Consider the following 21,054-nt stretch of genomic DNA (forward strand, 5'->3'; position numbering starts at 1 on the left):
TCGGCCCGCGCCGCTGCCGACCGGCAGGATCAGCTCGACGGGCAGCAGCTGCACGATGCCGAACGCGACGGCGCCGCTCGACACGAGCACGCCGAACAGGTTCCGGAGGCCCGACCAGACGACCGCAAGGTGCGGGTCGAGCGAATGCGTGCAGATGACGGTCTCGACCGCGTTCGCGGTGCCGTGAAAGCCGTTCACGAATTCGAAGCCGAGCGCGATCAGCAGCGCGACGACGAGCAGCACGAACGGCAGGACCGAGCTTTCCCGGACCGGACCGAGGTCGGCGCTCAGGTGAATCGCGATATGGACGATGCCGCAGGCAACGATCAGGAAAAACAGCGCGAAACTGAGGGTGCGCGTGCGGTGGCGGACCGCGCCGCTGGTTTCCGTTGCCGCGAGATTCGGCATGAAGTGGCTCCGGATAGGTGACTCGGTGTCGCAGGCTATCGGGCGGCCATGACGCAAATGTGACGTATCGATTACAGGACATTAACAAGTCATCGTTCGGCATCCCGACGGCCGCCTTGCGCGGCCGCCGGCACCGGTGGCCGAATTCGCATATCGCGGGAATAAAACCGTCGCCGTGCCGGTATGGCACACGAAGGCGCCGGTTTATTCCAGGACGATCCGGCCGTCCCGTTTCGTCATACGATTGCGAGGCTCCCATGTCTTCATCCAATCCCACCCGCCCGTCGCGCCGCAAGGCCCTGCAGTGCATGGCCTTCGGCGGCCTCGGCACGCTGTTTACGCTGTCGGGCGGCATCCTGACGCCGTTCGACCTCGCGCTCGCGCAGACCGGCGACGCGCGCCCGGCCGACGCGGGCCGGCCGCTGTTCGTGCAGATCAGCGACACGCACATCGGCTTCAACAAGGATGCCAACCCCGACGTGTCGGCCACGCTGCGGCAAACGATCGAACTCGTCAACGGGATGCCGGCGATGCCCGCGCTGACCATCCATACCGGCGACATCACGCACCTGTCCAAGCCGGAGGAATTCGACCACGCGTCGCAACTGCTGTCCGCGCTGCGCGTGCCGGAACTGCATACGGTGCCCGGCGAGCACGACGTCACCGACGGTTCGGGCGCCGAATATTTCAGCCGGTTCGGCAAGGCCTCGGACAACCGCGGCTATTACAGCTTCGATCACGCGGGCGTGCACTTCATCGGCCTCGTCAACGTGATGCATTTCAAGCCGAACGGGCTCGGCAGCTTCGGCGACGACCAGCTCGCGTGGCTCGCGCAGGATCTGAAGGGCCGCTCGTCGAGCACGCCGATCGTCGTGTTCTCCCACATGCCGATGTGGACCATCTACGAGCCGTGGGGCTGGGGCACCGGCGATGCGCCGCAGACGATGGCGCTGCTGCGCCGCTTCGGCTCGGTCACCGTGCTGAACGGGCACATCCACCAGATCGTGTCGAAGGTCGAAGGCAACGTGACGTTCCACACCGCGCGCTCGACCGCATTCCCGCAGCCGACGGCCGGCAACGGCCCGGGCCCCGTGCCGCTCACGGTGCCGCGCGAGCAGTTGCCGAAGATGCTCGGCGTGACGACGGTGGAGTTCGCCGGCCACCCGGCCGCGTCGGCGCTGCACGACGCGACGCTCGCCTGATTTGCATAAGGAGACCGACATGACCCGCTGCAAGCAACCAAAAATCATCGCCGCGCTGATCCTGTGCGCGGCCGCCGCCGGCACGCCGCTCGCCGCATTCGCGCAGGGCCCGGACGGCCCGCTGGTCACGATCCGCAACTTCATGTTTTCGCCGATGTCGACCACGATCAAGGCCGGCACGACGATCACGTGGAAGAACCTCGACGCGGAGCCGCACACCGTCGTCAACGACGCCGGCATCTTTCATTCGAAGGCCCTCGACCAGGACGAGACGTACTCGTTCCGCTTCGACAAGCCGGGCGTCTACAAGGTGTTCTGCGGGATTCATCCGTACATGAAGGAGACGATCACCGTCGAATGAAGCGGCCCGCCACGAAACGCGCGGACGAACGGCGGGCGGCGGCCGCCTACAATGGCCATCGTCCCATTCGCCCGCGTGGCAAACGGAGCCGCCCATGCCCAGGATCGACCTCAGCACCGTGCCCGAACGCCGCGGCAGCGGCTATCCGCAGCCGTTCGACGCGCCGTGCGCGCAGCGCATCCGCCAGCGCCTCGGCGACGCCGGCGGGTTGCGCGATTTCGGCGTCAACCTGATGCACGTGCCGCTGGGCGGCTGGTCGAGCCAGCGCCACTGGCATTCCGCCGAAGACGAATTCGTGTACGTGCTCGAAGGCGAACTCGTGATGATCGAGGACGGCGGCGAGACCGTGCTGCGCGCGGGCGACTGCGCGGCGTTTCCGAAAAACTCCGGCAACGGCCACCACCTGATCAACCGGTCGGATGCGGTCGCCGTCTATCTCGAGGTCGGCTCGCGCTCGCCGGACGACGTGATCACCTGCCCCGACATCGACATGATGAGCCCGAGCAGCGACGGCCGGTTCCTGCACAAGGACGGCACACCGTACCCGGACGCGTGACGCCCGCCGCACCGCGGCGCATGCCTGCCGATGCGCAGCCGTCGATCCCCCGCCGCCGATCGCCTACACTGAATCGAACTGTTCGGATCCGACCCACCGTCACACGCAGCGAGGCAAGTCATGACCGCGAGCCAGCCGACACGAATGGATCTCCCCGGGCAAGTCGTGCTCGTGCTCCAGGGCGGCGGCGCGCTGGGCGCGTACCAGCTCGGCGTGTTCCAGGCGATGGACGAAGCCGGCATTCGGCCCGACTGGGTGGTCGGCACGTCGATCGGCGCGATCAACGCTGCGCTGATTGCCGGGAATCCGCCGGAGCGGCGCTACGAAAAGATGCTGGCGTTCTGGCAGCGCGTGACCGAACGGACCCGCTTCGACGTACCCGCGCTGCTGCCCGGCTGGGACAAGATGCTGGCCGAGCTGATGATCATCGGCGGCGGCATCGCGGGATTCTTCCAGCCCAATCCGGCATCGTGGCTCGGCCCGATGGTCCGCCTCGGCGTCGATCGCGCGTCGTACTACCGGATCGCGCCGCTGCGCGACACGCTCGCGTCGCTGATCGATCCCGGCCTGCTGAGCGCGGGCCACCCACGCCTGACCGTCAGCGCGGTCAATGCGTGCACGGGCACGATGCGCTATTTCGATTCGCGCGACACGCACCTGGGAATCGACCACATCATGAGCTCGGGCGCGCTGCCGCCCGCGTTCCCGGCGATACGGATCGACGGCGAGCCGTATTGGGATGGCGGCGTGTATTCGAATACGCCGGTCGAGGTCGTGCTCGACGACAATCCGCGCCGGAGCTCGATCATCTTCTCGGTACAAGTGTGGAATCCGGCCGGCCCGGAGCCCGAGAGCATCTGGCAGGTGTCGGAACGCCAGAAGGACATCCAGTACGCGAGCCGCACCGACAGCCACATCGCGCGCCAGCAGCAGATCCACCGGCTGCGCCACGTGATCCGCGAACTGGTCCGGCACGTGCCGGAAGCCGAACGCGCGTCGCCGGCCGTGCGCCGGCTCGCCGCGTGGGGGTGCGAAACCACGATGCACCTGATCAAGCTCGCGGCACCGCGGCTCGACGGCGACAATCAGCTGAAGGACATCGATTTCACGCCGGCCGGCATCGCGGCCCGCCGGCAGGCCGGCTACGACGCCGCGAAACGGGCCATCGCCGCCCGTCCGTGGGACTTGCCGATGGACCCGACGGAAGGATTGAGCGTATTCGATCCGGACGCACCGCCGGTTGCTGAAAAACCGGCATGACGTGCGGCGTCGCATCGCGCGCCGATCGCAACTGCGCGACCAGGCGCGCGCGATCGGCTTCGCCCACCTCGACCTCGGCGACGCCGCCGGACGCATGCTGTCCGACCACGTAGCCGCGCGCAGGGATCGATGTCGATGTGCGGATGGACGCTGCGCTGGCTGTCGCGATGTTCATGGAGACGCTCCCGGCAACGCTGTCATCCTGAACCGCGCGCGCCCGACCGGGAAACGAATTTATCTCGCCGATTCCTGCATTTTTTCGATCGATCCATCCGCCGCGGATATCGCACGCACGCTCACTGCCCCACCGTGCGCATTCCGGGCGCGGTTCCGGCGACGACCGGACATGATTGCGGCAACGCCTGGCCGAACAGCGCGGCCAGCCCGCAAGCGGACGTGAACATGCCGAGATTGTCGTGCCCGACGCCCGGCACTTCGACGACCTGCTGCGCGAGATCGTCCGGATGCCGCTTCTTCAGGTAGTCGAAATACGCAAGCCCGCGCGCGAGCCGGTATGGCCCTTGCGCCATCGCGGCGCACGAGCGGTCGATGAAATGCGTGTACGGGTTCGTGTCGGCCTGCCCGAGCAGGTACACGACATGGCGCGCGACGTAGCGCGCTTCGAGTTCGCGCACGTCCTGCGACGCGACGTAAGGCGGCGCTGACTTCAGCCCGTATTTCCATTCCGTCGCACGCGGGCAGGCTCCGCCCGCGATTGCGTCGGCGTCCGGCCGTTCGTCGTCGAAATACAGGTAGCTCGACGGGTTCGCGACCACATAGCGCACGGCGATGCCGGCCCGCACCAGCGCATCGCCTTCGCGCCCGGCCACCGCGTAGCGCTGCAGCAATTGCGCGCCGGCCGAATGACCGATCACGACCACGGTCGACAGCGCGGGGTACAGGCTGCGATCGGCGAAATGCGCGAGCAACGCATCGAGTGCGGCGAACGAACTGGCCGGGCCCGGCTGGCGTGCCGGTTCGCCGCCCTTCCATCCTTCCTGGGTCCAGGCCAGCGTCTGCGCGGGCAGCGAGAACGCGCGCGTATCGGCGCGCGTCAGGAACTGCGGGGCGACGACCATCGTGCCCTGCCCGGCCGCGCCAGCCTTCTCGACGACCTTGAGCCCCGACGCATAGTACGCGTCGGCATTTCGCAGTGTGCCGTGAATCACGATGAAGACACGCGTGACGTCGGGCGCGGCCTGGTCGAGCGGATGATCGGCGTAGACGGGCAGCATCGCGCTGCCCTGCGGCGTAGCGACGGTTACACGCTGGTCGGCGACGGCCTTGACCGGGGCCTCGAGACGTTCGCGCTGCGTCGCGGCATCGGCCGGACGCGCGCCGCCCAGCACACCGATTACGGCACAGGCTGCCGCGAGCGGGATCGCGTATGACAGGGTTCGGGCGGCCGGCAGCACGCGCGAGCGCCGGATTGTTGCAAAGGCGACGGAAATGAGTGACATGGCGACGGACCGGGTTGCGGGTATGACTTTAACGGCGATGGTCGCAGAATCCGTCGCGCGCTGCCGGCCCGTTGCGGAAAGCGGTTCGGTCGGCCGGTTCTGCGCCATGTTCGGCGTCGACTCGCGCTTCACCCTAAGCACGCTGCATTCGCCGTACGATCGCGGCCAGTTCGCCGATATGCGCGGTCACCGCCTGCTTGCCCGCGCGCGTCCATGCGTCGAACGACGTCATCCCGCTCACCGCGCCGACAAACGACACACCGGCGCGCTCGGCCGCCTGCGCGTCCACCGCATGGTCGCCCACGTAGATCGCCGCCGCGGCCGGCAAGCCGAGCCGCGCCAGCGCCAGTTCGAGCCCTTCCGGATCCGGCTTGTGACGCTGCACGTCTTCTCCGCCGATCAGCACGTCGACCAGCGACTGCAATCCGTTCAACGCGAGGATTGCGTCGATCCGGTAACGAAACTTCGACGAAACGATCGCGACCGCGAGACCCTGCTCGCGCAGACGCGCGAGCAGCGGCGGGACTTCGGGGTAGATGCGGGTGCCGTGCACCATGATCTCGTCGGCGCGCGCCACGAAGTGCCGTGCGAACGCGTCGGCCCGCGCCGGGTCGGTTTCGCCCGTCAACGAACGGAACATTTCGTGCAGCGGCAGCCCGATCACCGCACCGATCTGCGCAGGCGTCGCGCCGGCGGCGCCAAGCTGGTGCAACGCGTACTCCGTGCATTCGACGATCGCGGCGGACGAATCCGCCAACGTCAGATCGAAGTCGAATATGACGGCCCGAACAGACATGAAAGATCTCCTCAAACAAGAAAGGCCCGCGCGCGCCGCTCAGACCGTTTCACAGCATAGACAAAGAGGTCAGCGAACGGTTGCATATCGAGGCGCAGACGTCCGTACTGATGCACGCGCGCTTCAAGCGAACGCCATGCCGAACGCACGCCGGAGATCACCGCACCGAAGCCGGCGCGGCCGCTACCGGGCGGCAGCCGTCATCAGAACGAGCGGCATGTCGACCGACGGCCCGAAAGCGCTCGACAAGCTGCGCGCACAGCTCGGTGAATGAAGAAGGGACGGCGTGATTCTCAATCCCGGATTGCAGCGCGCGCGGAACATCAAGTGGGCGCCTCCGATGCATGTTGTAAAAATAATGCACGACGTATACAGTTGCATTCAGTGCATTAATTGATATTACCTTCCGAGCAAGGTGACATCCGAGGCAGGCCTGCACGTCGTCACGTACCTTACCGTCATGGAGGCGGGCATCGGAATACTGTCGTCCGGTAGATCGCTGTCGTGAAAGCGACTTCGAGAACTGACGACGTGTCGAGATCGAGGTGCATGAACATGCGCCACCTGACCTTTTCCACCGAGTTTCCCCGGTTTTCGGGGGCTTCCTGAAACGCTGTCGCACATCATCATGAATGCAAGCGAACTCTTTCAACAAGCAATTGAAATCGCCAGCAATTGCGCCTTCTGTTTTGTCTCTTCGAACGACGCGTCCGGTCAGATCAACTCCAGAGTCGTCGAGGTTCTGGAGATCGGGAAGGACCTCACGATTCGTTTCATGACCGACTCGAGAACGCGCAAAGCGTTGGAGATTCGCCAGGGGAAGACGATCAGTCTGTCCTTCCTCAGCATGGCTGACCGAGGATACGTCACGATCGGGACCGTCCCGACGGTCTCCGCGGAGACTGCGCTGAAGCACCGCATCTGGAAAGAATCACTGCGCACCTGGTTCCCCAACGGGCCTGACGATCCTTATGTGGTGACCGTTACCTGTGAGCCCGCCTGGGTTGAACTGTGGTCGCGCATGCGGGGAGTTGCGCCAGATCCGCTGGGCCTCAACTCGGTCCGGCTGACGCGGAACGATGGCGGCTGGCACGCCCGGCATACGTTCCCGACCGATGGCGAACCGTTGCATCCTTGAGCGCCATCTCGACGCGGCGAGCCAAACGTCGCCCGCTGCCCTGTGGCGGCAAGTCCTGTTCACCGGCGTTCGATGCGGTCGAGACTTTTCGCGACTTCCATTTTATGCACGATACGCAATATTGCTCATCGTGCAAATCATGAGGGATCGTATGACGAGCAATGGCAAGAACCCCGTCGTCGTGATCGGCGCAGGCCTGGCCGGCCTGACTGCCGCGCTGACGCTGACACGCAATGACAGACCCGTCGTCGTACTGGAGGCCTCGGACGAGGCCGGCGGCTGCTGTTCCACCACGACGGCCAACGGATTCACATTCAATAACGGCGCGATGTATGTCGCGGTGCCCTCGCTCATTCGCGCGTCGTTCCGGCGCCTCGGTCTCGACTTCGATCGCGAGGTTCCGATGGTGGCCATTGAACGGCCTCACGTTACGCATCTGGAGAATGGAACGGCCATTCATCTATCCCGCGCCGGCACGTCATATGTGGAAGGCGACAGGGAGGCCTCACGGACACGGCAACTGCGTGACGGCCTTGGCAGGCTCCAACAGCAATGGGGCTCCATCTATCGCACGCTGGTTGACGAAGTTCTGCCGCAGGAGCCTTCGCTTCTACGGACGCTAAGCAAACTGTGGCGTTACCTGCCCCGCATGAACGGGCATGTCAGCCACCTGATCGCGTCGCACTTCGCCGATGCGGACCTGCAGGCGGCTGTTGCATCGACACTGCTCTACACCGGGCAACCGCCCGATCGCCTTCCGGCAACGCAGATCATCGGCCTGCTGGCCATGCTGGAGGAGGGATTCCATTTGCCTCGCGCAGGTATGGGCGCCATCAGCTCCGTGATGGCGCGCGAATTGTCCAGACGGTCGGTGCCGATCAGGTTCGGTGCCCATGTACGCGAAATCCTCGTGGAGAACGGGGCCGCCCGTGGCATCGTTCTTGCCGACGGCGAGTGCATCTCGACCGATTGCGTCGTGGCGACGTGTTCAGGTTTCGAAGTGGTCCGCCACCTGTTGCCCGCCCACGCCCTACCTCGGCGGCTAGCGCACAAGGCTCGGGCGGCACCGCTCTCGCATCGCGCGATTTCAATCCAGATCGGCTGCTCCGGTGCCGTGCTGCCACGCGCCTTCATTACCAATCATGTTCCCCCGATGTCGCAACAGGCGGCCATGCATGTATCGACGCCCGGGGTTCCTCGCTGGCTCGCCTACACCTGTCCGTCACAGGTGCTGCCAGGGCTTGCGCCAAACGGCAAGGCAGTATTGGAACTGTATGCGCCAGCAACGGGAATCCATTCCGCATCGAAATGGACGAGCGCGATGACGCAGGCCGTGGTCGGCGACTATCTCGACGCGATACAGGCCCATCTCCCCGGCCTCTGCCTGGAAAACGTCCGTGTATCGGATCCGCAGGATTTCGCGCGCGGGCGGCACCTATACGAGGGAGCGCTCTACGGCATTGCGCCGGGCACCACGCCCGACAAGTTCTTTCCGCATCGGACAGGGCTGCGCGGCCTCTATCTCGGAGGACAAACGACGTTCCCGGGGTATGGCGTACCCACGGCCATTTTCTCCGGCGTCCAGGCCGCAGAAGCGGCATTGCAGGACATGCACGCGCATGTGCGAGTTGCGCCTTGCATGACTTCGGGCAAGTCGATCCAGTGAAGCGGAAAGCTTGAGCAGGATCTTCATCCGGGGCGTTTTCGAATGATCCGGGAGATTCGGCGACAGCCCCAGCGTCGAATGAAGCTGCTGTATCGTAACGGCTTCCGATATTCCCGGGTGTGATGTGCCAGATGATTCCGCTCTTTCGCAATCCAGCCTTCTATCAGTTGCTTGCCGACAGCCATGCTCGCCTGCTCGGTCGCCCGCTCGTGCCGGCCACCATTCCCGAGAATGACGCAACCGAGTGGCTCTATGAGCGCGCCCCGTTCGCAGTGCTTGCACACAACACGGACCCCGATCCACGCTTTATTTATGCCAACAAGGCCGCACAGTGCCGATTCGAATATGGCTGGGATGAAATCACCCGACTTCCGTCCCGGCTCTCTGCCGAAGCGCCGAATCGCGAGGAACGGCAGCAATTCCTCGCACGCGTACAGCGGCTTGGTTACGAGACCGGATACAAAGGGGTTCGCATCACGAAATCCGGCCAGCGCTTCATGATCGAGGAAGCAACACTGTGGCAGCTTCTCGATACGGACGGCCGATTACACGGCCAGGCAGTCGTCATTCCCCGTACACGTGACATCTGATTGCATTACCGGCGGTCCGCGCGACACAACGCAAAGCCGGAAGTGATTGCGTCCCCCAACCGGAGAAGAAGCACCTGCGACAAGCGTGCGTGCAGCGCCGGACCACCCGGCGCATCGCGATCGCTGGTTGGCTCTGGCCCCATCGCAGCGCCGGTCGACCTCGCGCGACGATAGCGAATCGCCTCGGTCGACAGCTATCAACCCCATTGCCAACAGTGCTTTCAAACATATCGCAAACTTCCGATATATGATTCGCCCATCGACGATACCCGTCTGCCCGACCGAAACACCCGCTCCATCCATGCCGACCGAAATCGACATCGACGCGATCCTGAAAGCGCTCTCGAACCCCGTGCGCCGCGAAATCCTCAACTGGCTGAAAACGCCGGGCGAGCATTTTCCGGCGCAGACGCTGCCGTACGACCACGGCGTCTGCGCGGGGCAGATCGACGCGCGCTGCGGGCTGTCGCAGTCGACCGTCTCCGCGCACCTCGCGACGCTGCAGCGCGCGGGGCTCGTGACGTCGACGCGGATCGGCCAGTGGGCGTTCTTCCGGCGCAACGAGGCCGTCATCGACGCATTTCACGACGCTTTGCGCCGCGATCTCTAGCCAACCGGCCGTATCGGCCACGCGGGCCCGCGTTGCGCATGACGCGACGGCGCGCCCGCGCCTTTCGTGAAGAGGTTATCTGCCATGCCCACGCTGTTCGATCCCGTTACCCTCGGCGAACTGACCCTGCCGAACCGCATCGTGATGGCGCCGCTCACCCGCTCCCGTGCGGGCGCGACGCGCGTGCCGAACGCACTGATGGCCCGCTATTACGCCGAACGCGCGTCCGCCGGCCTGATCATTACCGAGGCGACCTCGGTCACGCCTCAGGGCGTCGGCTACGCGGACACGCCCGGCATCTGGTCCGACGAGCAGGTCGAAGGCTGGAAGCAGGTGACGCAGGCCGTGCACGCGGCCGGCGGGCGCATCGTGCTGCAACTCTGGCACGTCGGCCGGATCTCCGATCCGGTGTTCCTGAACGGCGACCTGCCGGTCGCGCCGAGCGCGATCGCCGCGGGCGGGCACGTGAGCCTCGTGCGTCCGCAGCGTCCTTACGTGACGCCGCGCGCGCTCGAACTCGACGAAATTCCGGGCATCGTCGCCGCGTACCGCAAGGGCGCCGAAAACGCGAAGGCGGCCGGCTTCGACGGCGTCGAGATCCACGGCGCGAACGGCTACCTGCTCGACCAGTTCCTGCAGGACAGCACCAATCGCCGCACCGATGCCTACGGCGGCCCGATCGAGAACCGCGCGCGCCTGCTGCTCGAAGTGGTCGACGCGGCGATCGACGTGTGGGGCGCCGGCCGTGTCGGCGTGCACCTCGCGCCGCGCGGCGACGCGCACACGATGGGCGATTCCGATCCAGCGGCAACGTTCGGCTATGTCGCGCGCGAGCTCGGCCACCGCAAGATCGCGTTCATCTTCACGCGCGAATCGTATTCGGGCGACCACTTGAGCCCGCGCCTGAAGGAAGCGTTCGGCGGCCCGCTGATCGCGAACGAGCAGTTCACGCTCGATACCGCTCAGGCCGCACTCGAGAGCGGCAGCGCCGACGCGATCGCATGGGGCAAGCTGTTCATCGCGAACCCCGACCTGCCGCGCCGCCTCGAACTCGGCGCGCCGCTGAACCAGCCGGTGCCGGAAACGTTCTACGCAGAAGGCGAAACGGGCTACACCGACTACCCGGCGCTGAGCGACGCGGCCTGACGGCCGGACAGCACGTGTTCAGGCGCGCACGTCCGCGCGCATGAACACGCGCTGCGTCTCGTCGAGCCCGCGCGCGACGTGATGCGCGCGGACCGCGCGCAGCGTGTCGTCGAGCGACGCGTCGTCGATGATCCGGAAACCGAGGCGCGCGTAATATGGCGCATTCCACGGCGCATCGCGGAACGTCGACAGCACGACCTGTGCGATACCCTGCTGCGCCGCTCGCGCCGTCACCTGTTCGATCAGGCGCGCGCCGATCCGCTGTCCCGCATGCGACGGCGCGACATCCAGTTCCTCCAGATACAGCCGCTGCGCATCGAGCAGCCGGTAGAACGCAAACCCGACGCACGCGCCCTGCGCATCGACCGCGACAATCGCGCGGCCGTCGTCGATGCGTGCGAGCACGTCGGCCGTATCGGTCGGCTCGCCATCGGCGATGTCGGTCATGCCGATCTCGCGAAACCGCTGCGCGGCGGCGACTTCCACGGCGGCCATCGCGGCCGCGTCTTCCCGCGTCGCGGGACGGATCAGGATCGATGCAGTCATGACGGCAATTCAGGCAGGCAGTCTGGAACGGCCGTCACTATAATCGAAACTTCATACGTTTCGAATGCCCATCCACGAGGCCCATCATGACGTTGTCCGCACTCGCCGTCTTCGCCTTCGCCCTGCTCGTCACCGCCGGCACGCCCGGCCCGAGCGTCGCCGCGCTCGTCGCGCGCGTGCTGACGAACGGCGTGCGAGACGTACTGCCGTTCCTGGCGGCGATGTGGCTCGGCGAAGCGCTGTGGCTCACGCTCGCGGTCGCGGGGCTGTCCGCGTTCGCGCGCACGTTCGAGACGGGCCTGATCGTGCTGAAGCTGCTCGGCGTCGCATACCTGCTGTTCCTCGCGTGGAAGATGTGGACCGCGCCGACCGGGACGGGCGCGGACGACCTGCCGCGCGGCCAGTCGCCATGGCGCATGTTCGCCGCGGGCATGCTGGTCACGCTCGGCAACCCGAAAGTTAGGCGAAAATACATACTTCGCCTAACCGCGCAGAGCCTTATTTTACGCGCCCCCCCCGGAGCCGCCCATGTCAACTTTCTGCCCTACTTCCGTGATTCACACGACCAAGCGCGCAAGCCGTGCAGCCGCCCACGTCGCGCGGTAACACGACATGGCAGCGCCGAAGAAAACGAAATCCAAGGTCTACAGTTACCTGCGCTTCTCCGATCCGAAACAGGCCGCCGGCAGCAGCGCGGATCGGCAGATGGAGTACGCCGCACGATGGGCGGCTGAACACGGCATGCAGCTCGACGCGTCGCTCACGCTGCGCGATGAAGGGCTGTCCGCGTTCCATCAGCGCCACATCAAACAGGGGGCGCTCGGCGTGTTTCTGCGCGCTGTCGAGGATGGCCGCATCCTGCCCGGGTCAGTGCTCATCGTCGAAGGGCTCGACCGCCTGAGCCGTGCCGAGCCGATTCAGGCCCAGGCGCAACTAGCGCAGATCATCAACGCTGGCATCACAGTCGTGACGGCGAGCGACGGCCGCGAATACAACCGCGAGCGGTTGAAGGCGCAGCCGATGGATCTCGTATACAGCCTACTGGTGATGATTCGCGCGCACGAGGAATCGGACACGAAGAGCAAGCGCGTGAAGGCGGCAATCCGCCGGCAATGCGAGGGATGGGTCGCCGGGACGTGGCGTGGCATCGTGCGCAATGGGAAAGATCCGCACTGGGTACAGCAACGCGAAGATGGAGCGTTCGAACTCTATCCCGAACGCGTGTTGGCGATCAAGACGATGATCAACTTGTTTCTCGCCGGCCACGGCGCGATGGAAATCGCACGCATCCTATCGGAGCGCGAGCTGTACGTCAGCAACGCCGGCAACTATTCGACACATATGTACCGCATCGTCCGGAACCGTGCCCTGATCGGTGAGAAGTCGCTCACGGTGGACGGCGAGGAATTCAGGCTGACCGGCTACTACCCCACTCTCCTGACAGACGAGGAATTCGCGACCCTGCAAGATGCGATGAGCGAGCGCGGGCGCCGCAAAGGAAAGGGGGAAATCCCAGGCATCCTCACCGGACTGTCGATCACTTCGTGCGGGTATTGCGACATGGCAGTGGTGTCGCAGAACGCCACGAAGAAACGTGCCAAGGGCTCGGAAATCGTTCGACGTCTCTCGTGCTCGGGCTCCACGTTCAACGCCGGCTGCCCGGTCGGCGGCACGTGCGATACGGTGACGGTCGAGCGCGCGCTGATGCGCTACTGCTCGGATCAATTCAACCTGACGCGACTACTCGAAGGTGACGATGGGTCCGCGCGCCGAACAGCGCAACTTGCCGTAGCGCGGCAGCGCGCCGCGGAGATCGAAGCGCAGATCCAGCGCGTAACTGATGCACTTCTATCGGATGACGGCGCGGCGCCGGCGGCGTTCATGCGCCGCGCGCGCGAGCTCGAGACGGAACACGCACAGCAGCGCCGCGAGATAGAAGCGCTCGAACATCAAATCGCGGCGAGCAACGCCCACGAGATTCCCGCAGCAGCCGAGGCATGGGCGCGGCTCGTTGATGGTGTTCTCGCGCTCGAATACGACGCGCGCCTGAAGGCGCGTCAGCTCGTTGCGGATACGTTCCGGAAGATTGTGCTGTTCCAGCGCGGCTTCACGCCGCTCGATGACGCGCCGGCCGATCGGTGGAAACGCAGCGGCACCATTGGGCTGCTGTTGGTCACCAAGCGCGGCGGAATGCGACTGTTGAACATCGATCGAAAGACGGGGCAATGGGAGGCCGAAGACAACATCGACCTCGCGCCGCACCACGCCGACGAAGTGCCGTTACCTCACGGCATGTCAGGAGGGGCTTAGAACACGACGTATCATGCACGTCGCTTGGGAGCCGGCGGAATCGCCGCCAGGAAATTTCCGGACGAGCTTCGCCAGGTACCCCTGGGCACCTTTGGGGGCTTCGTGGAACACGGGTATGGTTCGCCAGAAACGGCACCCGGAGTGGGGGCGGGGCGTGCGCTCGAAATCACAGCAGTGCGCCTGTAGAATAGCGACTGAGTACCCTTTCCGCGCAACGCGGCCCGCTCGAGATGCTCGCCTCACATGCGAGTCCAGCGAAGAGAATATGAACGCGAAAGCAAAGATAATTTCGAAGGAGCGCGAGAGCGCTGTAATCGCAAAATTCCTCAAGTCACAGGACAGGCTTGTATATCAGACGGCCGATTTGTCGCTGTCGTCGCTCTCTGGGATGACTAGTGTTGGCCCACGTGGTAAAGCGGCAATCGACTTAGAGCCTGACTTTCAGCGCCGGAAACGATGGTCACCGGAAAAGCAGTCCGCGCTGATTGAGTCCTTCCTGATGAATGTCCCCGTCCCACCAATTTACCTGGCAGAGGACGCTTTTGGCCAATACTCAGTGGTCGATGGCAAGCAACGCCTGACGGCGATTCACGCATTCATGAGCGGAAGTCTGAGTCTTACGGGCCTGGAGAGTTTCACAGAGATTGATGGGCTGTTCTTTGAGAATCTCCCGGAGGACCTTCAGAACGCACTAACGATTCGCCCATACGTTCGAGTCGTCACGCTCCTCAAACAATCCGACCCCAACTTGAAGTTCGAGGTATTCACACGCCTAAATCGGGGCGGCGAGCCAATGCTGGCCCAAGAACTTCGGAAAGTTGCGTACCGAGGGCCCTTCAGCGATCTTATTTTTTCCCTCTCGGATTCTGAGTTCTTGAAACAGAGGCTAAAAATCACGTCCGAAACGTCTCCCGCGTACGTGCAAATGGACGATGCTGAATACGTACTTCGATATTTTGCACTTCTGGAAAGCTGGAAGACGTTCTCGGGCTCACTGCGGGACGAGCTTGATCATTGTATGGTCCGCAATTCAAAGCGATCAGCGGCAGAGGCCGCAGCGTTAGGGGAGAAATTCTCTGCGGCCCTCGAGGCGTGCCGCCGCATATGGGGGCAACGTGCATTTCAGCGACACACGGGAACCAGTTGGCGCGATCAGTTCCTAGCGGGGATGTATGACGCGGAGATGATTGCGGTCTCACAGTTGACAGCGCAACAAGTGGCAAAGGCAGAGGCGGCAAGCGCGAACGTGATCGAGTCGACCGCAGCGTTATTCTTGACACCAGGTTTCGACAAAGCTGTCCGACAAGGAACGAATACTCCATCTTTCGTGCGCCACCGTATCAACACTGTTCTTGATCTTCTGAGGGCTCTGTGAGCGCAGCTTACGATGATTTCTGGGCGACTATCTGCACCCTACGCGAATTGTCGGAGGCATTAGGAGACGTACTCCCGGGAACGCAGGGGTCACGGAGTGCGAACCACATTCGACTTAACGGTCTTCATGTTGTGGCCTTTGCTGCGCTCGAGGATTTTATCCGCCGCCGTGCGCATGAGGTCATCTCCTGGCTCGGGGCTGAAGGTGTTCGCCTCGAGAGCTTTCCCAATAGGTTACAGATGCTGATCCTTCAAGGAACCATTGAGGGCATCAACTTTTCTCTATCCCGCACAGATAGGGACGACCGAATTACGCTCCTGCAACTTCAAGGCCTGCTGCTAAGTAGTTCGGGCGAGAACGATCAAGCATTTGTGCCATCTGAATACTTTTTCGGGAAGGCCGCGTCGAATATATCGCGAGACGACGTTCGAGAATTACTGGAGTCATTCGGCCTCGGGGAGAAGTTCGCTTGCTTAAACGAAGTGACAGCCCTGCTCGAGATGCCGCTGCTCGGATCAATAGAAAGCGTGTTCACCCGGCTAGCTAAGAACAGGCATCGCGCTGCGCATGGTTTCGGGCTCGATTACAAGCTTTCAGACTTTCGGTCGGATATGGCCAACGCGTTGCCCTTGTTCGCGTTCGCCTTCGATACATCAGTCAGTCAGTGCGCTCAAGCTCTGCGCAAAACGGTGGTCACCGACAAGGCAGTGTTCGAAAAATTCTCGGCTGCGGCCTCGATAATTCGAATTGTCGAGTTCAATCCCGATCAATCTGGCTGGCAGGAGAACCGACTCGGCAAAATCGTTAAGAAGCTCAAGAAGGGAGAGCTGCGCCAGAGACTACAGGCGTTCGCAAATCGCACGATGGGTAGCGGGGAGACAATAATTGTCAAAAACGAGAAGGGCTTGATAAACGGCTGGATACAGCCGATCTAGCTCGCCCAACTAGTGGAGCGGAGTACCACAAATACGCCTCTCGAGGTACCACATGGGGTCCTTGGCCGACATATACGCTCCGGCTTGCTATTTCGCTGAAACCCTTGCTAGTATTGCGTCTCAGCCCTACAGGCGCCCCCGTTTAGGTCCTTGGCATTTCGATATCGATCCCTGTCGGGGGGACCAGCGACACCCCATTCAAGCCTTATACAGCAAGCCTCATCGGCGAATTTGGCGTAAATTTGGCGTAATGCCGAATTACTTCGCCTCGGCGTACATCTCGTCGGCCGGATAGAGCTGCAGCATCGCGCGCGCGGCCTCGATGTTCGATGTCGTGAGCCATTCCTCCCAGTCGTCGGGCCGCAGGATCACGACCGACCGCTTCTCATCTGCCGGCTTGTGCATGCGCGACATCAGTGGGTGGCCGTCGGCGTTGACGGTAATCATCGACATCACGTGATGCTCGGAGCCGTCCTGGTTCGTCAGCGTGCGCCAGATGCCGGCGACGCACATCGTCGGCCTGTCGACCACGCCGATTTTCTGCCACACGCACGGCCCGAGCACCCAGTCGCCATTCGCTTCCTGGCGCGCGTCAGGATAGGACGGTTCGACCACGGATAGCGCCGGAATCAGGCAACGCCGGCCGGCGCGCCAGGTTGGCCCGTACAACGGCGATTTCCCGAGGTTGTCGTCGCGCACGTTCATCGTGCTGCGCATGAGCGGCGGCTTGCGTCCCTGCTCCTTCGCCTTCTTGATGTTTGCTTTCTGGAGTGCACTCGGCCAGAAGCCGAAGCCTGCGATTAGGGGCTCGAACTGCCCGTCGACGTAGCCGACGATCGGCGCATCGTAGTCCGGGTAGATCTCAGGTTTCCACGGCGTCCAGCGGTACAGGTCGCGGAAGCTGTCGATCTTCAGCTCACTCAACCCCGGATCTTCTCCCGGCGCGACGTAGTTTGTGCACATATCCCGTCCCCATTTTTCTGGTCTTGACGAGGATAGCTTAGCGCGAAATATACTGTGTTTTTATACAGTGGTGTCGACGTGATCAAGCCGCAGTGGGCTTACATCTGGGAATACGGGTTCCAAGGCGACAAGAACCGCCTACGGACTCCGGTTGAGCTCACAAAGCAGGAATTCGAATTTTGGGTCGATCAGGACCCGAGGTCCGTTTTCCTAGGCTCATGCACGCCGATCGAGGCCACACGGATCGATCGAAATCGCGTGCCGCTCACCGATCCGCGCTTCAAGGTCAAGCCAAAGATGCCGGAGTTTGATGCTCCGTCGGATGCCGAGCTGCGCGCCCTATGGCGCGAGTACACGGACCTGCAGGTACGCTGGCTGATCCTTGAAATCCTCGCCCTTCGGAAATCGCTGGATAAGGTGCAGGAGTGGTTCGACTACGTCGACAAGAACGTCGAGGACCGCGGGGAGCTAGGCGGCGGCAACGGGAAACTTCAAGAGCTGCGCCACCTTCTCCGGAAAGAAAAGGGGCGCGCCGGGATGATGTGATCAGTCGACGGAGCGCCCAGTAGCTGTTACTTCTTCACCGGCTCGATACCCCAGCACTGTGCCGACCGGTCACCCTCCGGAATGGCCGACGGGTTGTATTTGCACTTGTTGATCGTGTCGAGCGCGACTTTGTACCGATCGACCAGCGGATCGGCAATGCTGGCCAGGTGCGCGTCTCGCACCGTCTGGTCGGGCGTGCTGCAGTCGGCGCCCATATGGGAAACGTCAGGCCTGTAAATGCCGCCAATGGGCGACACTACCCCCTCGTTGCTGGCGCCCTCAATTACCTCGTAAAGGACTTGCGACGTCGGCTTGTACGAGTTCACCACCACCATGCCCTCGTCATTGACGGTTCGAACCTCTTTGGGCCCGGCACACGACACGATCGGCCGAGCCGCGAAAATGACTCGCCCCTTGAGATATTCTCGCGCGCCATACACCTGCAGATCGCGCTTGAACTGACTAACTTCGGCACTCCGCTGTGCCGAATCGATGTATCCGGACATATCGTCGAGCTCGAAGTACACGAGAGCCCATTCGCTGATGTTGGTTTTCGAGTTGAGGATCTCGGCCGTGGTCGGCCCGACGCCACCGTTCTCGCTCATGACAATATCGTGCAGCTTCGAACCGTTGACAACGCCAGGATAGACGGCAATATCAGCGCCCCGCGCCTTGAATGCGTCCTGCAGCGCCGCGATCGTCGGCTGCACATCGCCAACTGACACCACCGGCGCTGACGCTGCGCTCGAGCCGTCCGCAGCAGCAGCCATTACGCGCGCACGTTGCGCCGCCACCAACGGCACCCCCGAATACGCAAGGCGGATTGCCGGACCAGTCGCGGCCGGCGTCGACGAGTCGTCGCCGCCACCGCACGCGGACAGCGCAAGCCCCGCCATCACAGCAGAAATCAAAGTTTTTTTCATTGTGGTTCTCAGGTCGGAAGTTGTTATATCCCCGGATCGTCGATTTTACATATCGATTACAAATTCTGGAAATAGAAAGCCCGCGGCAAGCGCGGGCGGCGATCAGAACAACCCGGACGGCTGCGCCGCGTCGTCCCAACTGAAGATGATCAATTCGCTTCGTTCGACGCTTCTATGTGAGCCCGCAACCGTGTACTGCAGCGGCACCGTCTCAATGTGAAATCCATCGAATACGCGCCTGATCTCGTCGTGATCGTTCAGGCTTACTATGGCTCGCCCTTTGATGCGGCGGAGCCTCTCTGCGATCCGCTCGTACTCAGCGAACGGGAAATCGACGCCGTAGCCGCGCGTTTCGAAATACGGTGGATCGAGATAGAACAACGTGTGCGGCCGGTCATAGCGATCGATGCAATCCGCCCAGTCCAGACGCTCGATATATGCGCTCGCGAGGCGCAAGTGCGCCGCTGATAGTTCTTCCTCAATCCGCAACAAATTCAGACCAGGCGGCGCAGTGGTAGCCGTGCCGAACGTCTGCCCGTGGACAATCCCGCCAAAGCAGTTTTTCTGCAGGTAGTAGAACCGCGCCGCACGCTGGATGTCGGTGAGCGTCTCCGGTGCCGTCTGCTTCAACCACTCGAACACCTGTCGACTGGTGAGGGCCCATTTGAACTGCCGCACGAATTCCTCGAGGTGATGCTGCACGACGCGATACAGGTTGATCAGCTCGCCGTTGACGTCGTTGATTACCTCAACCTTTGCCGGCGGCCGCATGAAATACAAAGCAGCGCCGCCCGCGAACACCTCAACGTAGCAGTCGTGCGCCGGAAAGCGCGGAATGAGATGGTCTGCAAGCCGGCGCTTGCCGCCGATCCACGGAATAATCGGATTTGCCATTGTGAAAGCCGTTTTTGAACTTGGTGTAGAATCCGGCCCGCCTACGTAGGTATGCAGGGCCTTGGCTGATTCACTGGCTCAGACAGTGGAAAAGCGACCGAGGGGCGTGTTACCGCACGCCCCTCGGTCGCCCTGTTTCTATCGCGGTGCCGCGCCCGTCAGCGCGTCGTAGTCGCTTTCGCATTGCCGGCCGGCAATGCCTCGTTCGTCAGCGATTCGCGCGAACTCTCCCGCAGCCTCGTCAGCCCGGCCGAACAGGTCGGCAAGCAGATCGAGGGGGCTGCCGGTTGCCGCGCCTCCGGCCGGAGCGGCGGGATCACGCGTTCGGGCGACAAGCTCGGCGACCTGCTTGCGCAGGCTGTTAGCAGCAGCATCGGCAGCGTCAGCAGCAGCGCGAGCCTGTTCACGTTGTTTCTCAGCATTTTCAGCATTCCCCTGTTGCTGACGCGCGATCCGGTCGCTTTCGTCGCGCTCGCCGACGAGCTCGCGAATTCGCTGCGCCTGTGTTTCCACCGTGTGCGACTGGTCTGCGTCGCGATGGCCCTTGAAATATCCAGCCGCGGAACCGATCACCAGCGCCGCGACGATTGCGAGCCAAAACCGCGGATCGAACCAGGTCATAGCCCCTCCGAGTACGTCGTGCTCGTCGCGCCGAACGATGCCGTCAGCACCTGTCGCCGCGGCTTCGTCCCGATCGGCGCGAGGCCGATGTGAACCCACGTGCCCTCCTGAATCAGCTGGTCGAATTCGATCGGCGACGCGCTGATCGCCCGGCAGATGTCGAGCGGCGCGCCGAATTTCGGACAGACGAAATCGGCGGCCAGGCCCGACAGATGCGCGCTCGTCGGAACGCCGCCGACCGCGCGATTGAGCGCCGCGGCTCGATAGCCCGAGGTGATGATCACGGGTCGGCCGCCGAGCACGTCGCGCACGCGCTCGAGCGCTTCCGCCGTCCTGCGCAGGTTCGCCGTCACGGCGGCCGACGGCGTGTTATCGATGCCGCGCCGGCGCGCCGTGTCGCTCGCGGTCAATTCCTCGAGCGTGAAATGTGCAGTCAGATTCGTCATATTCACTTCCCCCCAAACATTCGTTTTGCATTCCGTCGCAGCAGCACTTCGAGGTACTGCGACCCGACGATGCCCAGCGCACTACCGAGGCCGAGCAACGCGATCGGCGGCAAATCCGGGATCTGCAGCAGCGCCAGACCCGCAACCATCGATGTCGCCGAACCGAGCACGGCACGCCCGGCCACAAGCCGGAACGTCAGCTGCTCGCTACCCACCAACACTTTCGCAATGCCAATCAGTCCGCCCATGAGGATCAACTCCAGAATCGTCTTTTCGTGCTCTTGCATTCCCGCTCCCCGTTT

General features: G+C 63.3%; 23 protein-coding genes and 1 pseudogene. 14 read left to right on the top strand and 10 right to left on the bottom strand.

Translation table 11 applies throughout. The features are described from left to right. Positions 1-3: 3 nt before the first annotated feature. Positions 4-408: pseudogene (locus DM992_RS20965) on the bottom strand (inorganic phosphate transporter); the annotation flags it as partial. Positions 409-665: 257 nt separating this feature from the next. On the opposite strand from DM992_RS20965, the gene DM992_RS20970 reads away from it, so the two are divergent. The 4 genes from DM992_RS20970 to DM992_RS20985 all read left to right on the top strand — a co-directional run bounded on the left by DM992_RS20970 (position 666) and on the right by DM992_RS20985 (position 3,787). Continuing rightward, positions 666-1,610: a metallophosphoesterase gene (locus DM992_RS20970; RefSeq protein WP_111018466.1), complete on the top strand. Its 945-nt coding sequence runs from the start codon at positions 666-668 to the stop codon at positions 1,608-1,610. 19 nt (positions 1,611-1,629) lie between these two features. Further along, complete coding sequence (locus DM992_RS20975) at positions 1,630-1,971, top strand: cupredoxin family copper-binding protein (protein WP_111018467.1); 342 nt, start codon at positions 1,630-1,632, stop codon at positions 1,969-1,971. 94 nt (positions 1,972-2,065) lie between these two features. After that, complete coding sequence (locus tag DM992_RS20980; protein ID WP_111018468.1) at positions 2,066-2,527, top strand: cupin domain-containing protein; 462 nt, start codon at positions 2,066-2,068, stop codon at positions 2,525-2,527. Between the two features lie 120 nt (positions 2,528-2,647). Further along, positions 2,648-3,787 (top strand): patatin-like phospholipase family protein, encoded by a 1,140-nt coding sequence (locus DM992_RS20985; RefSeq protein ID WP_111018469.1) that lies wholly within the window; start codon positions 2,648-2,650, stop codon positions 3,785-3,787. A gap of 296 nt (positions 3,788-4,083) precedes the next feature. Here the strand turns inward: DM992_RS20985 and DM992_RS20990 are convergent, their stop codons facing one another. After that, complete coding sequence (locus DM992_RS20990) at positions 4,084-5,247, bottom strand: alpha/beta fold hydrolase (protein ID WP_111020326.1); 1,164 nt, start codon at positions 5,245-5,247, stop codon at positions 4,084-4,086. A gap of 133 nt (positions 5,248-5,380) precedes the next feature. Next, positions 5,381-6,043 carry an HAD-IA family hydrolase gene (locus DM992_RS20995; protein ID WP_111018470.1) on the bottom strand — a complete coding sequence of 221 codons (663 nt, stop codon included), beginning with the start codon at positions 6,041-6,043 and terminating at the stop codon, positions 5,381-5,383. Between the two features lie 628 nt (positions 6,044-6,671). Between DM992_RS20995 and DM992_RS21000 the strand changes: the two genes are divergently transcribed. The 5 genes from DM992_RS21000 (at position 6,672) to DM992_RS21020 (ending at position 11,193) form a co-directional block, all read left to right on the top strand. Next, positions 6,672-7,181: a pyridoxamine 5'-phosphate oxidase family protein gene (locus tag DM992_RS21000; RefSeq protein ID WP_111018471.1), complete on the top strand. Its 510-nt coding sequence runs from the start codon at positions 6,672-6,674 to the stop codon at positions 7,179-7,181. Between the two features lie 151 nt (positions 7,182-7,332). Then, on the top strand, positions 7,333-8,847 hold the full coding sequence (locus tag DM992_RS21005) for an NAD(P)/FAD-dependent oxidoreductase (RefSeq protein ID WP_111020327.1): 1,515 nt from the start codon (positions 7,333-7,335) through the stop codon (positions 8,845-8,847). A gap of 131 nt (positions 8,848-8,978) precedes the next feature. After that, positions 8,979-9,437, top strand: a complete 459-nt coding sequence (locus DM992_RS21010) for an MEKHLA domain-containing protein (RefSeq protein WP_111020328.1) — start codon at positions 8,979-8,981, stop codon at positions 9,435-9,437. A 301-nt stretch (positions 9,438-9,738) separates the two neighbouring features. Further along, complete coding sequence (locus tag DM992_RS21015) at positions 9,739-10,047, top strand: helix-turn-helix transcriptional regulator (protein WP_034180436.1); 309 nt, start codon at positions 9,739-9,741, stop codon at positions 10,045-10,047. An 84-nt stretch (positions 10,048-10,131) separates the two neighbouring features. Next, positions 10,132-11,193, top strand: a complete 1,062-nt coding sequence (locus DM992_RS21020; RefSeq protein ID WP_111018472.1) for an alkene reductase — start codon at positions 10,132-10,134, stop codon at positions 11,191-11,193. 18 nt (positions 11,194-11,211) lie between these two features. Here the strand turns inward: DM992_RS21020 and DM992_RS21025 are convergent, their stop codons facing one another. Continuing rightward, complete coding sequence (locus DM992_RS21025) at positions 11,212-11,739, bottom strand: GNAT family N-acetyltransferase (RefSeq protein WP_111018473.1); 528 nt, start codon at positions 11,737-11,739, stop codon at positions 11,212-11,214. 86 nt (positions 11,740-11,825) lie between these two features. On the opposite strand from DM992_RS21025, the gene DM992_RS43530 reads away from it, so the two are divergent. The 4 genes from DM992_RS43530 to DM992_RS21045 all read left to right on the top strand — a co-directional run bounded on the left by DM992_RS43530 (position 11,826) and on the right by DM992_RS21045 (position 16,359). Beyond that, positions 11,826-12,473, top strand: a complete 648-nt coding sequence (locus DM992_RS43530; RefSeq protein ID WP_343212470.1) for a LysE family translocator — start codon at positions 11,826-11,828, stop codon at positions 12,471-12,473. Continuing rightward, complete coding sequence (locus DM992_RS21035) at positions 12,394-14,049, top strand: recombinase family protein (RefSeq protein ID WP_343212476.1); 1,656 nt, start codon at positions 12,394-12,396, stop codon at positions 14,047-14,049. The genes DM992_RS43530 and DM992_RS21035 overlap by 80 nt, the downstream gene beginning before the upstream one ends. Before the next feature lie 265 nt (positions 14,050-14,314). Continuing rightward, positions 14,315-15,424, top strand: coding sequence for a DUF262 domain-containing protein (locus DM992_RS21040; RefSeq protein ID WP_204356163.1), 1,110 nt, complete (start codon positions 14,315-14,317; stop codon positions 15,422-15,424). Beyond that, positions 15,421-16,359, top strand: a complete 939-nt coding sequence (locus tag DM992_RS21045) for a hypothetical protein (protein WP_162631706.1) — start codon at positions 15,421-15,423, stop codon at positions 16,357-16,359. Before DM992_RS21040 ends, DM992_RS21045 begins: the two co-directional genes overlap by 4 nt. Positions 16,360-16,617: 258 nt before the next feature. Here DM992_RS21045 and DM992_RS21050 read toward each other — a convergent pair whose 3' ends face one another. Further along, the gene (locus DM992_RS21050; protein ID WP_111018476.1) at positions 16,618-17,322 is read right to left on the bottom strand and encodes an SOS response-associated peptidase family protein; all 705 of its coding nucleotides are present in this window, start codon (positions 17,320-17,322) and stop codon (positions 16,618-16,620) included. Between the two features lie 54 nt (positions 17,323-17,376). Between DM992_RS21050 and DM992_RS21055 the strand changes: the two genes are divergently transcribed. Beyond that, entirely contained in the window at positions 17,377-17,868 is a 492-nt protein-coding gene (locus tag DM992_RS21055; protein ID WP_111018477.1) for a hypothetical protein, read from the top strand. Positions 17,869-17,894: 26 nt separating this feature from the next. Here DM992_RS21055 and DM992_RS21060 read toward each other — a convergent pair whose 3' ends face one another. The 5 genes from DM992_RS21060 to DM992_RS21080 form a co-directional block, all read right to left on the bottom strand. Then, the gene (locus DM992_RS21060; protein ID WP_111018478.1) at positions 17,895-18,791 is read right to left on the bottom strand and encodes a hypothetical protein; all 897 of its coding nucleotides are present in this window, start codon (positions 18,789-18,791) and stop codon (positions 17,895-17,897) included. 102 nt (positions 18,792-18,893) lie between these two features. After that, the gene (locus DM992_RS21065) at positions 18,894-19,685 is read right to left on the bottom strand and encodes a DNA adenine methylase (RefSeq protein ID WP_111018479.1); all 792 of its coding nucleotides are present in this window, start codon (positions 19,683-19,685) and stop codon (positions 18,894-18,896) included. A gap of 138 nt (positions 19,686-19,823) precedes the next feature. Further along, positions 19,824-20,306, bottom strand: a complete 483-nt coding sequence (locus DM992_RS21070; protein ID WP_111018480.1) for a DUF2514 family protein — start codon at positions 20,304-20,306, stop codon at positions 19,824-19,826. Beyond that, the gene (locus tag DM992_RS21075; protein WP_105797707.1) at positions 20,303-20,752 is read right to left on the bottom strand and encodes a D-Ala-D-Ala carboxypeptidase family metallohydrolase; all 450 of its coding nucleotides are present in this window, start codon (positions 20,750-20,752) and stop codon (positions 20,303-20,305) included. Before DM992_RS21075 ends, DM992_RS21070 begins: the two co-directional genes overlap by 4 nt. A 2-nt stretch (positions 20,753-20,754) precedes the next feature. Beyond that, on the bottom strand, positions 20,755-21,039 hold the full coding sequence (locus tag DM992_RS21080) for a phage holin family protein (RefSeq protein WP_027808735.1): 285 nt from the start codon (positions 21,037-21,039) through the stop codon (positions 20,755-20,757). Positions 21,040-21,054 lie beyond the last annotated feature (15 nt).

Source organism: Burkholderia sp. JP2-270 (assembly GCF_003233675.1).
GTDB classification, from domain to species: domain Bacteria; phylum Pseudomonadota; class Gammaproteobacteria; order Burkholderiales; family Burkholderiaceae; genus Burkholderia; species Burkholderia pyrrocinia_C.